Annotated in this window: 16 protein-coding genes; 9 read left to right on the top strand and 7 right to left on the bottom strand. The window is 64.9% G+C overall.

Annotation, left to right across the window (positions count from 1 at the left end):
* Window positions 1–181: 181 nt before the first annotated feature.
* The 5 genes from N5C91_RS23160 to N5C91_RS23140 all read left to right on the top strand — a co-directional run bounded on the left by N5C91_RS23160 (window position 182) and on the right by N5C91_RS23140 (window position 3,563).
* Complete coding sequence (locus N5C91_RS23160; protein WP_236174828.1) at window positions 182–559, top strand: RidA family protein; 378 nt, start codon at window positions 182–184, stop codon at window positions 557–559.
* A gap of 386 nt (window positions 560–945) precedes the next feature.
* Complete coding sequence (locus tag N5C91_RS23155) at window positions 946–1,461, top strand: hypothetical protein (protein WP_279832254.1); 516 nt, start codon at window positions 946–948, stop codon at window positions 1,459–1,461.
* A 61-nt stretch (window positions 1,462–1,522) separates the two neighbouring features.
* Window positions 1,523–2,362 carry a DUF692 domain-containing protein gene (locus N5C91_RS23150; RefSeq protein WP_279832253.1) on the top strand — a complete coding sequence of 280 codons (840 nt, stop codon included), beginning with the start codon at window positions 1,523–1,525 and terminating at the stop codon, window positions 2,360–2,362.
* Window positions 2,355–3,128 carry a putative DNA-binding domain-containing protein gene (locus tag N5C91_RS23145; RefSeq protein ID WP_279832252.1) on the top strand — a complete coding sequence of 258 codons (774 nt, stop codon included), beginning with the start codon at window positions 2,355–2,357 and terminating at the stop codon, window positions 3,126–3,128. Before N5C91_RS23150 ends, N5C91_RS23145 begins: the two co-directional genes overlap by 8 nt.
* 12 nt (window positions 3,129–3,140) lie before the next feature.
* Complete coding sequence (locus N5C91_RS23140; RefSeq protein WP_279832251.1) at window positions 3,141–3,563, top strand: organic hydroperoxide resistance protein; 423 nt, start codon at window positions 3,141–3,143, stop codon at window positions 3,561–3,563.
* Window positions 3,564–4,456: 893 nt separating this feature from the next.
* Here N5C91_RS23140 and N5C91_RS23135 read toward each other — a convergent pair.
* The 4 genes from N5C91_RS23135 to N5C91_RS23120 all read right to left on the bottom strand — a co-directional run bounded on the left by N5C91_RS23135 (window position 4,457) and on the right by N5C91_RS23120 (window position 7,874).
* Entirely contained in the window at window positions 4,457–4,972 is a 516-nt protein-coding gene (locus N5C91_RS23135) for a DoxX family protein (RefSeq protein WP_279832250.1), read from the bottom strand.
* Window positions 4,973–5,051: 79 nt separating this feature from the next.
* On the bottom strand, window positions 5,052–5,690 hold the full coding sequence (locus tag N5C91_RS23130; RefSeq protein ID WP_279832248.1) for a ferric reductase-like transmembrane domain-containing protein: 639 nt from the start codon (window positions 5,688–5,690) through the stop codon (window positions 5,052–5,054).
* Between the two features lie 136 nt (window positions 5,691–5,826).
* Window positions 5,827–7,137: a HAMP domain-containing sensor histidine kinase gene (locus N5C91_RS23125; protein WP_279832247.1), complete on the bottom strand. Its 1,311-nt coding sequence runs from the start codon at window positions 7,135–7,137 to the stop codon at window positions 5,827–5,829.
* Window positions 7,134–7,874 (bottom strand): response regulator, encoded by a 741-nt coding sequence (locus N5C91_RS23120; protein ID WP_024767564.1) that lies wholly within the window; start codon window positions 7,872–7,874, stop codon window positions 7,134–7,136. The genes N5C91_RS23125 and N5C91_RS23120 overlap by 4 nt, the downstream gene beginning before the upstream one ends.
* 225 nt (window positions 7,875–8,099) lie before the next feature.
* Here N5C91_RS23120 and N5C91_RS23115 point away from each other — a divergent pair, with 225 nt between their 5' ends.
* Both N5C91_RS23115 and N5C91_RS23110 read left to right on the top strand, forming a co-directional pair.
* Window positions 8,100–8,372, top strand: a complete 273-nt coding sequence (locus N5C91_RS23115; protein WP_236174836.1) for a DUF2790 domain-containing protein — start codon at window positions 8,100–8,102, stop codon at window positions 8,370–8,372.
* Window positions 8,373–8,466: 94 nt separating this feature from the next.
* Window positions 8,467–9,687, top strand: a complete 1,221-nt coding sequence (locus N5C91_RS23110; RefSeq protein ID WP_279832246.1) for a cytochrome c biogenesis protein DipZ — start codon at window positions 8,467–8,469, stop codon at window positions 9,685–9,687.
* Window positions 9,688–9,726: 39 nt separating this feature from the next.
* On the opposite strand, the gene N5C91_RS23105 is transcribed toward N5C91_RS23110, so the two are convergent.
* Together N5C91_RS23105 and N5C91_RS23100 are read right to left on the bottom strand one after the other, a co-directional pair.
* On the bottom strand, window positions 9,727–10,023 hold the full coding sequence (locus N5C91_RS23105) for an addiction module antidote protein (protein ID WP_279832245.1): 297 nt from the start codon (window positions 10,021–10,023) through the stop codon (window positions 9,727–9,729).
* Window positions 10,024–10,034: 11 nt separating this feature from the next.
* Complete coding sequence (locus N5C91_RS23100; protein WP_279832244.1) at window positions 10,035–10,235, bottom strand: DNA-binding protein; 201 nt, start codon at window positions 10,233–10,235, stop codon at window positions 10,035–10,037.
* Between the two features lie 261 nt (window positions 10,236–10,496).
* On the opposite strand from N5C91_RS23100, the gene N5C91_RS23095 reads away from it, so the two are divergent.
* Complete coding sequence (locus N5C91_RS23095) at window positions 10,497–10,994, top strand: BRO family protein (protein ID WP_279832243.1); 498 nt, start codon at window positions 10,497–10,499, stop codon at window positions 10,992–10,994.
* 102 nt (window positions 10,995–11,096) lie between these two features.
* Window positions 11,097–11,561 carry a hypothetical protein gene (locus tag N5C91_RS23090; RefSeq protein WP_279832242.1) on the top strand — a complete coding sequence of 155 codons (465 nt, stop codon included), beginning with the start codon at window positions 11,097–11,099 and terminating at the stop codon, window positions 11,559–11,561.
* A 6-nt stretch (window positions 11,562–11,567) separates the two neighbouring features.
* Here N5C91_RS23090 and N5C91_RS23085 read toward each other — a convergent pair whose 3' ends face one another.
* Window positions 11,568–13,415, bottom strand: a complete 1,848-nt coding sequence (locus tag N5C91_RS23085; RefSeq protein WP_279832240.1) for a diguanylate cyclase — start codon at window positions 13,413–13,415, stop codon at window positions 11,568–11,570.
* Between the last annotated feature and the right edge of the window lie 82 nt (window positions 13,416–13,497).

Here is a 13,497-nt window from a genome sequence, read left to right as displayed (position 1 = left end):
CATTGGTCCAATTGACATAATTAATCCGGAAGTTCTGCGGATATAGCCGATGTCACTGTTCCCGGGGGCTGCGGGCACGGTGACATGGCGCGTGGCGGGGCGATACAGCTAAGCTGCGCGACCCGGCCGCCACACCTGGTGCGGCGACGTGTCCCATTCACCGACAGCAGAGATTTGTCCCATGACGCCAACCTTCATCCCGGACGCGGACCCCGAATCCATCTCCTCCGACGTCGCCGGCTTCGGCGGCCTGCTGGTTTCCACGCAGATCCCCACCCTTGAGGACGGCAGCCTGGAACTGGGCGATATCAAGGCTCAGAGCGAAGCCACCCTGCGCAGCCTGCAAATCGCCCTGGAAAAGGCCGGCAGTGGCCTGGACCACGTGCTGCACCTGACCATCTACCTCACCAGCATGGCCGACCGTGCAGCGTTCAACGAGGTGTACTGCAGCTTCTTCGCCAAGCCCTACCCGGTTCGCGCTGCCGTTGGTATCGCCGAGCTGGCGGTGGAAGGCATGAAGGTCGAAGTCACCGCCATCGCTGCCAAGCGCGCGAGCTGATCTTCCTGCCTTTGTAGGATCGGGCCGCTCTGCGGCCCTTTCTTTTCGGCCGCCTCTACGACGTGGCCATGCCGGTTCGCGAGCAAGCTCGCTCCTACAAAGAGCCTTGCATGCTGACCGGTGACCTGTAGGAGCGAGCTTGCTCGCGAACCTCCCCGCCCCAGATTCCTGCCGCTTGTATTGCTTTGTATCTGCCGCTCCCTGAGCGGACACACGCATACAAAAGCCTCCAGTCGCCGATACGCCCGCGATACATCGTTGCGGCGAAATAGCCCTACCCGAACGAAACACGCGACGGCAGGGAAACCCTCCAGAGCATCGTTCCAGGGATTCGCCCTCGCGGCATGACCCGGCGCACAACGCGCCTCAGCATCTGGAGAAGCACAATGACTCGACTCTCGAAATCCCAACTGGGCCTGATCGCTGTCGCCCTGGCCGGCGGCCTGAACATGGCGTCTTCCGCCTTCGCCGTCGAAGCCCTGCCGCAGGGCTACCAGCTGGCTTCCGCCGCCAAGGCCGGGGAGGGTAAGTGTGGCGAGGGCAAGTGCGGCGCCGCCAAGCAAACCAAGGCCAGCCAGACTGAAGGCAAGTGCGGCGAAGGCAAATGCGGTGCCGACGGCGCTCAGGCCAAGGCCAACGGCGCCGAGGGCAAGTGCGGTGAAGGCAAATGTGGCGACGCTTCCTTCGCCCGTACCGACACTGACCACGACGGTCGCGTCTCCCGCGCCGAATTGCTGGCCGTGGCACCCAAGGCGAATGCCGAGTTCGATGCGATCGACGCCAACCACGACGGCTACCTCTCCGAAGCCGAGGTCTACCAGTTCCGCAAGAACCAGTTCGACGCCAACGGCAAGCCGTTCCCGGCCGACCTGTACAGCAAGCTGAGCCAGGCCAGGAACTGACATTCCCCGCAGACCTCCCCGCGCCGCTGGCCGGGGAGGGCACTTCGCCCAGGAGACCGCCATGACCACATCCCTCAATGGAGCCGGCCTCGGCCTGCGCCGCGCCCTGCTGCCCGAGTTGCTGAAAATGGACGACCGCGCCGTGGATTTCCTCGAAGTCGCCCCGGACAACTGGATCGGTGTCGGCGGTTCCTATGGCGAAGGCCTGGCGCGCCTGGCCGAACGCTTCCCGCTGTCCTGCCATGGGCTGTCGCTGTCCCTCGGCGGCCCGGAACCGCTGGACCAGGTGTTCCTGCGGCGTGTTCGCGAGTTCCTCGACCAGCACCAGGTGTCGCTGTTCAGCGAACACCTGAGCTACTGCTCCGACGATGGCCATCTCTACGACCTGATTCCCATGCCCTTCACCGACGAGGCCGTGCGCCACATCGCCGGGCGCATCCGTGAGGTGCAGGACGTCCTCGGCCGTCGTATCGCCGTGGAAAACATTTCCTACTACGCCGCGCCCTATCAGGCGCTGAGCGAAATCGACTTCCTCCGCGCGGTGCTCAGCGAGGCTGACTGCGACCTGCTGCTGGACGTCAACAACCTCTACGTCAACGCCCACAACCACGGTTACGACGCTGCCGGATTCCTGGCACGCGTGCCGGCCGAGCGCGTGGTTTGCCTGCATGTCGCCGGGCACTACGACGAGGCGCCGGACCTGAAGATCGACACCCACGGCGCTGCCGTAAAGGACGACGTCTGGAGCCTGCTGGCCAGCGCCTACCAGCATCTGGGCACGGTCCCGACCCTGCTGGAACGCGACTTCAACCTGCCTCCGCTGGCCGAGCTGCTCGGCGAGGTGGAGTACATCCGCGGCATTCAGGCTGCCGCGCGCCAGCCGGAGGTGCGCCATGGCTGAGTCCCTGCGCGAACAGCAACTGCGCATGACCCGCTTCATCCGCGACCCGCAGGCCAACGAGCCGCCGCCCGGCATCGAGGCGCGGCGCCTGGCGGTGTACCGGCAGCTGTTCTTCGGCAACCTGCAATCGCTGCTGGCCGGCAATTTCCCGGTGCTGCATGCCAGCCTCGCGCACGAGCACTGGCAAGCGCTGACCGAGGATTTCTACGCCGGCTTCCGTTGCCAGACGCCGCTGTTCACCGAGGTCGCCGGCGAGTTCGTCGGGTACCTCGAAAGCCGCGGCGAGCAGTCTGGCTGGGTGGCCGAGCTGGCCCACTACGAATGGATCGAGACCGCGCTGCTGCTCAGCGACAAGACCGAACCGGCCCATGATCCAGACGGCGACCTGCTCGACGGCGTGCCGCAGCTCTCCAGTCTCGCGCTGCCGCTGGCCTACGCCTGGCCGGTCAGCCACATCGGCCCCGAACACGTCCCGCAGCAAGCCCCGGCCGAGCCGACACTGCTGCTGGCACGCCGCGGCGCGGACCTGAAGGTGCACTTCTCGCGCCTGGCCCCGCTGGCCCATGCGCTGCTGGTGTCGCTGCAACAATGGCAACTTACCGGTCGCCAACATCTCAAGGCGCTGGCGGAAATCGCCGGCATCGAACTGGCCGCCATCGAAGAGCAGGGCATCGCCCTGCTGCGCAGCCTGAAAGAGCAAGGCGTGGTGCTCGGCACCCGCCCCAACTGCACCGCACCGCGTCGTCCCCCATTGCATCGCCCCTGAAGGAGAAGCGCCATGACCGACACCCTGGCAAGCGTGATCTACACCGCCCACACCCATACCACTGGTGGCCGCGACGGCCGCGGCCAGACCACCGACGGTGAGCTGGACCTGCCGCTGAGCCCACCTGGCTCGGGCCGCCCCGGCAGCAACCCCGAGCAGTTGTTCGCCATCGGTTGGTCCGCCTGTTTTATCGGCGCCTTGCGCCGCGCCGGGCAGAAGCTGAACCTGCGCCTGCCGGCCGATGTGGCGGTGGACGCGCAAGTCTCCCTGGGCAACACCGCCGACGGCGGCTTCGCCCTGGCCGCCCAGCTCACCGTGCACCTGCCAGGGCTGGACGCCGCGGACAAGGCCAGGCTGGTCGACGAAGCGCATCAGATCTGCCCGTATTCCAAGGCAACTCGCGGCAATATCGAGATCGGGTTCGTCATTCCCTGATCAGATTTTTATTCACAACCCAGCCCGCGCACCCCCATCGGTGCGCGGGCTTTTTGCTTTTGCCTTTTTGTAGGAGCGAGCTTGCTCGCGAACCGATCCAGCGCCGCAACTGCCGGGAGAACCCTTCGCGAGCAAGCTCGCTCCTACAGCGGTCGGTTGTATCCGGTGCTTCCTGAACAGAAACGGCCCATGCCCGGCGCACGATCTTTTGGCTTATTGTAGGAGCGAGCTTGCTCGCGAACCGATCCAGCGCCGCAGCTGCCGGGAGTACCGTTCGGGAGCAAGCTCGCTCCTACAGCGTTCGGCTGTGCCCGGCGTTTCCTGAACAGAAACGGCCCATGCCCGGCGCCGGATCTTCTGGCTTTTTGTAGGAGCGAGCTTGCTCGCGAACCGATCCAGCACCGCAGCTGCCGGGAGAACCCTTCGCGAGCAAGCTCGCTCCTACAGCGTTCGGCTGTGCCCGGCGTTTCCAGAACAGAAACGGCCCATGCCCGGCGCCGGATCTTTTGGCTTTTTGTAGGAGCGAGCTTGCTCGCGAACCGATCCAGCACCGCAGCTGCCGGGAGTACCGTTCGCGAGCAAGCTCGCTCCTACAGTGGTCGGTTGTATCCGGTGCTTCCTGAACAGAAACAGCCCATGCCCGGCGTCGGATCTTTTTGCTTTTTGCTTTTTGCTTTTTGTAGGAGCGAGCTTGCTCGCGAACCGATCCAGCGCCGCAACTGCCGGGAGCACCCTTCGCGAGCAAGCTCGCTTGTATGTCGTAGGGTAGGAACCTGTCGCGGGGCGGGACCAGGCTCGGTTCTGCAAGTCAGCACAACTTTCCTGCAGACAAACGAAAACGCCCTCTCCCAAGGAGAGGGCGTTGCCCGGTTCTCGTCAAAATCAGCAGCCGATCAGGCCATGCGCGAAGTCCCCATGAACCGCCGCACCAACCCATCCACACTCAGCGCGCCCGCACCCTTGAGCAGCAGCGGCAACAACGCCACCAGATAGATCAGCGGCAGCTTGTAGTTGCCGAAGCCGTGGTCGGTGATCGAATAGCCCTGGGCCAGTTCCGCTAGGCTCGACCACTGCGCCGGCCAGTGCACCGCGGCGATGGCGACGAGGGTCACCACGATCAGCGAGGTCGAGGCGAAGCGGGTTGCCAGCCCCAGGAGCAGCAACACCGGTGCGATCAGTTCGGCCCACATCGACACCTGCCAGTCGAAGCCGGCGGAGAAGTGGTTGAAGGGGAAGGGGAAGCTGGCGTGGATCTGTTCGAACCAGTTGTCGCCGTGCCACTTCTCCAGGCCTGACTCGAAGAACTCCCAGGCCAGGAACAGCCGCAGGGGAATGTCCCAGCCCCAGGCGGCGAGGCGGTCGAGTTGGTCGAAGGCGGTCTTGAGCGGGTTCAGGGTCAGCAGGGTCATGGTGCACCTCTTGGGCAAGGTTGTGGGCAAGGCTCGGGCGGCCGGGCGGCGGATAGCCCGGTTGTCGATGAAGTCGGAGTCAGGCGTTCGGCAGGGCGGGGCGCGCGCCACGGCGCAGGCGCACGGCCAGCTTGGCGATGAGCTTGAAGGCGATGGCGCTGAAGATCAGGCCGAAGCCCAGCGGGTACCAGGAGCCCATCGGCAGGCGCTTGTAGAAGGAGAGCACGAACACCCCGGCGATCACCCAGGTGCCGGTGCTGTGCAGCAGTTTCCAGGTACGGGCGCCGAGCAGTCTCACTGCGTAGGGGAAGGATGTGAGGGTCAGCAGGAGGATGAAGACATAGCCGACGGAGCCGGGGATGTTCGCGGCGGCGCTGCGGCCGTGCCAGAAGGTCTCGGGGAAGAACTTCACATAGAGGATGATCAGCACCGCGTGCACGGCGTGGGAGAAGGCGAAGGCCAGCCCGAGGAAGCGTCGCTCACGCAGCAGGTCGCGGGTGAAGCCGCTCGGTACCAATGCCATCAGGGACGAGGCGAGAAAGGTGGCGAGGAACAGTGCGAAGGACGTGCGGGCGGTGACGCGGATCGCGCTACGCAGGGCCTCGACCCATTGCGGTTGGCTCCACAGGGCCAATGCGGTGGCGAGCAGCACCAGGGCGGACAGCAGGGAGAACAGGCGCCAGCCATGCAGGCTGGCGTTTTCGGCGGGACGGTTCATGGCAGGCTCCTTTGGGGAACGCGGCGGGCGGGTTGCCGCCGCTGTTCGTGGAGCCATCTTGGCGAGGGGCTTTATACCGGATGTGTCCGGGGATGGCCGTCTTGTATCTCTGTGTACATCTCTCTCAAGAGCAGCCTCAGCTGACTGGGCGCAATTCCAGCTGCGCGCACAGCCCGCCCGTGGCGCGGTTGGACAGGCTCAGCGTGCCGCCCAGGGCCTGGCTCAGTTGCTGTGCAATCGCCAGCCCCAGGCCGGTGCCGCCGGTGCCGCGGTTGCGCGAGCTTTCCACCCGGTAGAAGGGTTTCAGCACTTCGGTGAGTTCTTCCTCGGGGATGCCGGGGCCGTCGTCGAGCACACGGATACACACGACACCCTGGGCATCGCGCTCGACCTCCACCTGGGCGGAGCCGCCGAACTTCAGCGCGTTATCCACCAGGTTGGTGAGCACCCGGCGCAGCGCGTGGGGGCGGGTTTCCAGTACGGCATGGCTGCTGCCCAGCAGCTCCACGGCCTGGTCGCTGTCCTGATAGTCGAGCACCAGGCTGTCGAGAAAGGCGTCGAGGTTGACCTTCACCGCCGCCTCGCTGGCGCCGTCCATGCTGCGGGCGTAGGCCACGCCCTCGCGGACCAGATGCTGCATTTCTTCCAGATCGCTCCACAGGCGTTCGCGTTCGGGCGAGTCGTCCATCTGTTCGACGCGCAGTTTCATCCGCGTGATGGGCGTCTGCAGATCATGGGAGATAGCCGCCAGCAGTTGCATGCGCTCCTTGAGGTACGAGCCGATACGACCCTGCAGCGCGTTGAAGGCGCGGGCGGCGTAGGCGACTTCGCTGGGGCCGCGCTCGTCCAGCTCCGGCGCCGGGGCGTCCGGGTCGAGATGATCCACCGCCTGGGCCAGGCGCGTCAGCGGGCGAATCGCCAGGCGCACCGCAAGCCAGGTGCAGAACAGCAGCAGCGCCAACTGGACGATCAGTACCCAGGGCAGCCACTGCGCCACGGGCACGCCCTTGGGTGTCACGTCGATGGTCAGCGGCATGCCGTCGGCGAGCTTCAGGTGCACCTGGAAGTGCGGGGTGGCGCCGGGGATGTTCTCGAAGCGCAGCCCGTAGCGCGGGCCGATGGCATCGGCGATGGAGGTCGCCGCCATCGGCGCCTGCGCCATGTTCATCGGCTCGCCGGGCTGGCCGCCATCCAGGCGGTAGCGGTAGTTGGGGCGCTGGACCATGGGCAGCCAGCGCTCGCGTTCGTCCAGCGGCAGGCGATCGAGCAGTGCGACGGCGGTGCTGACGTCGGTTTCCAGGTTGCCCAGCATCATGCTGCGCGCACTCTGGTAGCGCTCGTAGAACTGCGAGCAGAACGACAGGCTGTAGGCGAACACCAGCCCGGCGAGAAAGATCAGCGCCAGGCGCGCGGCCAGCGTACGCGGCCAGTGCAGGACGGATTTCATGCGTTGGGCTCGAGCAGTTCGACGGCCAGGGCGAAGACGTAGCCTTCGCTGCGCACCGTCTTGATGTAGGCGGGTTCGCGGGCGTCATCCAGCAGGCGCTGGCGCAGGCGGCTGACCAGCAGGTCGATGGAGCGATCGAAGATGTCCGCCTCGCGGCCTTGCGTGAGGTTCAGCAATTGTTCGCGGCTGAGCACGCGCTGCGGGTGATCGACGAACACGCGCAGCAGGCGGTACTCGGCGCCGCTCAGGGCGACCAGGGTGCCGTCTTCATCGAGCAGGTGGCGCGCGGTGGTGTCGAGCTTCCAGCGACCGAAGCCGATCAGCCGGCTCGCCTCGCTGACCTGCAGGTTCGGCGGCAGCATGCGCGTGCGGCGCAGCACGGCGTTGATCCGCGCGAGCAGCTCACGGGCGGAGAAGGGCTTGGTGAGGTAGTCGTCGGCGCCCATCTCCAGGCCGATGATGCGGTCGGTCTCGTCGTTGCGCGCGGTGAGCATCAGCACCGGTGTGGACTTGTGCTTGCCCACGCGCAGCTCGCGACACAGCTTCAGGCCGTCGTCGCCGGGCATCATGATGTCGAGCACGATCAGGTCGACCGAGTTGGCGTCGAGGAAGGCGCGCATCTGCCGGCCATCCGCCGCCAGGCTCACGCGCAGGCCGTTCTTCTTCAGGTAGTTGCCGACCAGCTCGCGAATCTCGCGGTCGTCGTCGACGATCAGTACGTGATCGACATGGTCCATGCCGGTGCCTCATTCACAGTGGGTTGAGGCGAGTTTATAGCGCAGCGCCACGCTTGCCTTCCGTGCTTTGTATTCCACTGTATCTACAGCCGCCGCCGATACCCGGCGCGGCAAACCAAGGGCCTGCGCGACACAAGCCCGATACCTCCTGAACGTGAAATGGGCAGCAACGGCGAGGCACACAGCCTTCGCCAGCCAAACCCGACACAGGACAGGAGAACCACCATGAAAGCCATCCAGATCGCCAACGCTTGCCTCTTCGCCGCCGTTGCCGCCTTCGCCAGCTTCGGCGCCCAGGCTGCCGACACGCAGCCCGTTGAGCAGTACCACTACGGCCAGAAGCTCGACGTGAAAAAGGTCGTTGCCATCCAGGAAGAGGCGGCGTCGCCCTTCGACTGCGGCATCGTCAATGCACGTATGGATTACCTGGACTCCCATGGCCAGCCGCACAGCCTGGCCTACCGCAAGTTCGCCACCAACTGCAACGAAGGCGGCTGATTCCCCTGAGCCGCAGCCACGGATGGCCGCGGCGTTTTTTCCCGCTGTTCACTCCAGAAAAAAGCCCACGGGCCGCCGGCCCATCGAGGTTTCCATGCTGCTCATCGCCTTTCTCGGCGGGGCGCTGACCCTGCTCAGCCCCTGCATCCTTCCCGTGCTTCCCTTGTTGTTGCAGCGCGCCGGCGGCCCGGCGTGGTCGCCGTGGGTCACGCTGCTCGGCCTGGCCAGCGGCTTCGCCGTGCTGGCGAGCCTGGCGAGTGTTTCCAGCAACTGGGTGATTGCCGCCAGTGAGTGGGGCCGGTGGTTTGCGCTGGTGCTGCTGTCAGTCTCTGCACTGGCGCTGCTCTGGCCGCGCTTCAGCGACTGGCTGGCGCGCCCCTGGGCCTGGCTCGGTGATCGTCTGCACGGCGAAGCCCGACGCATGCCGCCGGTGTTTTCCGCGTGGATGATGGGCTTTGCCGCCGGCCTGCTGTGGGCGCCCTGCGCCGGCCCGGTGCTGGGGCTGATTCTCTCCGGCGCCATGCTGCAGGGCCCGAGCGCGCAGACCAGCCTGCTGCTGTTTGCCTATGGGCTGGGAAGCGCCACGGTACTGGGCGTGGTTCTCTTCGCCGGTCGCCGGCTGATGCAGCACTTGCGGCCGCGCCTGGCGGTCGTCGAAGGCCTGCGTCGTGCCACCGGCGTGCTCGCCCTGCTGGCGGTGGTCGGCATCGCCAGCGGCACCAGCGCGCAGCTGGCTTCGGGTAGCTCATCGACCCTGGTGAACAGTCTGGAGCACAAGGTCATCGACGGCGTGCCCGCGCTCATCAGCCAACTGATGCCCGGTGACATGGCCCACGGCGCAGAACGCCTGCCCGACCTGGGCCCGGCCCCCGAGCTGCAAGGCGCGGTGGAGTGGATCAACAGCCCGGAACTGAACCTGCGCGACCTGCGCGGCAAGGTAGTGCTGGTCGACTTCTGGACCTACGACTGCATCAACTGCCAGCACAGCCTGCCCTACGTGAACGCCTGGGCGAAGAAGTATGCGGACCAGGGGCTGGTGGTGATCGGCGTGCACACCCCGGAGTACCCGTTCGAGCGCGTACCGGCGAACGTCCGTGAGGCGGTGAAACAACACGACATCCACTATCCGGTGGCGCTGGATAATCAGTATCGGATCTGGAACGCCTTCGCGAACCAGTACTGGCCGGCACACTACTTCATCGACGCCCAGGGGCGCGTGCGCCACCTGTCGATCGGGGAGGGTGGATATGAGGAACAGGAGCAGGTGATTCAGGCGTTGTTGAAGGAGAGGGATGGGGCGAAGGCGAGGGCCTGAGCGAGTGCCGGGGCGGAGGAGGATTCCGCCCTTTCTCGTTTACTTGCCGCCGCTGGCGGGCTTGGCTTGCAGTTCTAACCCCAGAGCTCGCAAAACCTTCATCACCGTCTCGAAGCGCGGCTTGGCTCCCGGCGCGAAGACCTTGTACAGGCTTTCCCGGCCAAGGCCCGAGTCATTGGCGATCCTGGTCATGCCGCGCGCCTTGGCGATGTTGCCGATGGCCAGCAGCAATTCATCGGGATCGCCGTCAGCCAGGACCTGGGACAGGTATTCGGCGATGACTTCCTCGTTGTCGAGGTACGTGCTTGTTTCAAACGTGCTCCACGCAGCGCTCATTCCTGCGGCCTCTAATCATTGCCTGGTGCTACCTGAGGTATCTCCGGTTTGGGGGTGCCAGTGACCAGCCACAGCGCGTACTGCGGGTACAGCTTCACCAGCACATCGATTTCATCCGTACTGACACGGATCGCGCCCTTGCTAATGCTTCTCCAGCGGTCGTAATCGCCGCCATGAAGGCTGGTCTTCTTCGGACCCAGAACCTTGACCAATAGTCGAGCTCTATCTGCAGTGGTTTCCGTCATAGGAAAGTATATTTGAGCAATAGTTGCTCAATCCTTGTGGTTTAGGCAATACTTGGATTGAGCAAATATTGCTCGATCAGTCTTGCGATTGATCTCGAATACTGACCCAACCACTCTCGAACGGGAAGCCTCGCGCCTGCGCATCCGCTCGCCCTTTCGAAAGCCCACCGTCTCGAGCTTGGCGACTCGAACCGGTGGATCGCTGTTTCCTGCCCTCGGAGGCTAGCCATGGATGATCTCTACATCGCCACCACATTCACCCGCGACAACCACCATTTGCGCGGCGTGATGATCGACGACCAGCCCTGGATCGTTGCGCACGATTTCGCGCGAATGCTCGGCCTGCGGCATCCGCAAAGTCTGGCGGGGAAGGTGTCGGGCGATAAGGTGCGGACCGTCTGGCTGTTGCAGGCCCGAGGCACCGAGGAGAAGGTCGAGGTCATCAACGAGCCGGCGCTGTACAAGGCGTTGATCCGCTACGGCCATCCGGAATACCGCATTGTGACGCGCTGGTTGTCCGACGAGGTGATCCCGCTGCTGCGCGACCAGGGACGGAGCGACCCGCAACGACCCCGCCGCGTTCAGATGAGCTGGCGTTCGGACCGGGTCACGGTCCTCGACTGGCAGGGGCGCCTGTGGATTTCCTGGGACGATGTGCCGAAGTTCAGCACGATATCGGCCGATGTCGGTGGTTGGCTGGGGAAGTGGCGAGGGCCTTCGGAGTGACCGCTTCGAGGCCAGAGTCTCTGAGTGCACCAAGCCGCACGGAGCTGGCGGGATGGGGACGAACACCCTAGATTAGTCACCGCTATTCGAGGGAGGGAGCCCATGCAGTGCCGACTTTGCAAGCAGATTGCCCTGACCGATGAATCAGGGCTCTGCGCTATGCACTTCGAGCTTGAGCGCAGCCAGTCGAGGGGGCGGCGGAGCGTGCGGCCTTATCTCGCCCGATTTCCATTGTCGCTAGGTCTGATTAGCGCGGGGCTGGCGCTTTGGTTGGGACTCTCACTCAAGGCGATGTACGCCCACAATCCTGTCGATTCGACGCCCTTCGTCGAGGCGCGGCCGGGAGAGACCTGGATCATCAAAGGGCGTCGCGTCCAACTGTTCAGTGCACCGCAGCGCGAGCTTGGCTCGGGCCACAACGCGATCTTCCTGCATTACGGGGCTCTGGCGGAGATCAAGGCAACCCGTGATGATGGATGGATGCAGGTGAGGGTCGTAAACGGTGGCCAACTCATGGAGGGCTGGATTCGTGCCCAAAATGTGCCGGCCGCCAACAAGGCGAACTGACGCCTTTCAACCGCCCACCACCTGATTCCGCCCTTGCTCCTTCGCCTCATACAAGGCCGCATCCGCCCTTGCTACCAGCCCTTCGGCGGAGGCTTCCTCCACCGGCAGTGCTACTGCAATGCCGATGCTCACGCTCACCCGCCCCAGTGGTGAAAGCTCATGGGGAAGGGCGAGGGCTTCCACCGCCTGCAGCAGCTTGTTCGCCATGCCGCGCACGCCGGCGAGATCGGTCATCGGCGCGAGGAAAACGAACTCCTCGCCGCCGTAGCGCGCCACCAGGTCGGTGGAGCGGTTGACCTTGGTGGCGAGCGCCTGGGCGATCTCGCGCAGGCAGGCGTCGCCGGCGGGATGGCCGTAACGATCGTTGTAGCTTTTGAACCAGTCCACATCGACCACGGCAAGCGCCAGCGACTCACCCGAACGGCGCGCGTGCCCCCATTCCTGCGCCAGCACCTGGTCGAAGCGGCGCCGGTTGGCGATGCCGGTGAGGGCGTCGGTCAGGCTCATCGCTTCCAACTGGTTGTTCAGCTCGCGCAGCTCATCGGTGCGCTCGGCGACGCGCAGTTCCAGCTCGTGCTCGGAGCTGCGCAGGTTATCCACAAGCTGCTGCTGGGTACGGATCAATTCCTCCTGCACCCTTACCTTCTCCCGACGCATGACGTTGAAGCGGTCGGCGAGGGCGAAGGCCAGCACGAGCATCTCCATCGCCGAGCCCAGTTGCAGGCCGTCCACGGTAAACAGGTTGGTCGGCACGATGCCCATTGCACGCAGTGAGGTCATCGCCCCGCCCAGCATCAGCAACGCGAAGGCGGCGAGGAAGAAGAACGCGCTGCGCTGGCGCTTGAACGCGGCGACGCCGGCACCTGCCAGGAGGATCACCGCCGTGGCGAAGTTCAGCAGGATGCCTGCGCGGGACACGTACGGCAGCGCGATGGCATAAGCGATGAGGCTGAGCAGGTAGAGCAGGATCATCCCCCGCAGCACCCAGTCCAGACGCGGCAATATCCGCTCGAACTGCATCATCCGTCGGGCAAACTGCAGCAGTGCCGCAAGTGCCAGTGACACGCCGGAGTAGTAGATGACGTTGGCGTTGAGCGGCATGCCGAACAGCGACCAGTCCGGCGCCAGGCCATTCTTGATCGCCAGTGCCCCGGCGGTGCAGCTCACGAAGACTACATAGAGCAGGTAGATCGGATCCCGCAGCGCGAGCAGCAGCATCAGGTTGAACAGGATCATCGCCACTGCGATGCCGAAGTACCACGCCTTGCCGGTGTAGTCATCGCGTTCGTAGGCGTGGAAGGCCTTCACCGGCCACAGTTGCAGCGGTACCAGTAACCCGATGCTCGACTCGACCCGCAGGTAAATCGTTTGCTCCGAGTGCGCCGGCAGCGTCAGCGGAAAGACGAAGTTGCGGTTCGGGTAGACCTTGCTCGACTGCGGGACGTCGCTGCCGGTATTGATCGCCCTGTACGAGCCATCCGCCTGCGGGATGTTCGCCTGCACATGGGAAACCCTCGGGTTCTCCAGTACCAGCAGGCGCTGCAGCGGCATATCGCTGGAGTTGCTCAGGTTCAGTCGCAGCCAGAATGCCGAGCGGGTGAAGCCCATCGCCAGTGAGCTGCCCGGCGGCTGATCGGCCTTGAAGCGGTTCTGCAGCTCGGTGGACTGCACGTCTGCCAGTGTCAGCTTGCCGCTCGGGTCCTCAAGGACAGAGACGTAGCTGGTGAGCGTGAGCGGCTGGGTCGAGACGCTGGCGGCGTCGATCATCGGTTGCGCCCACGCCAGGCGAGCAAGCAGGAAGAAGGAAAGCAGGAGCCAGGACATCAGCTGCCGGTGCAATGCGGAAGCGGGCATACGGTGAGTCCGGGCTGAAGATGGGAGCGCTCAGGCGGTGGAGAGGGGAATTCTACAAGAGCCGCCGTGCCGCTGCCAAAAG

Source organism: Pseudomonas sp. GD03903 (genome assembly GCF_029840045.1).
In the GTDB taxonomy this organism is placed as follows: Bacteria; Pseudomonadota; Gammaproteobacteria; order Pseudomonadales; family Pseudomonadaceae; genus Pseudomonas; species Pseudomonas pseudonitroreducens.
This window is presented reverse-complemented; position numbering and strand designations above follow the sequence as displayed.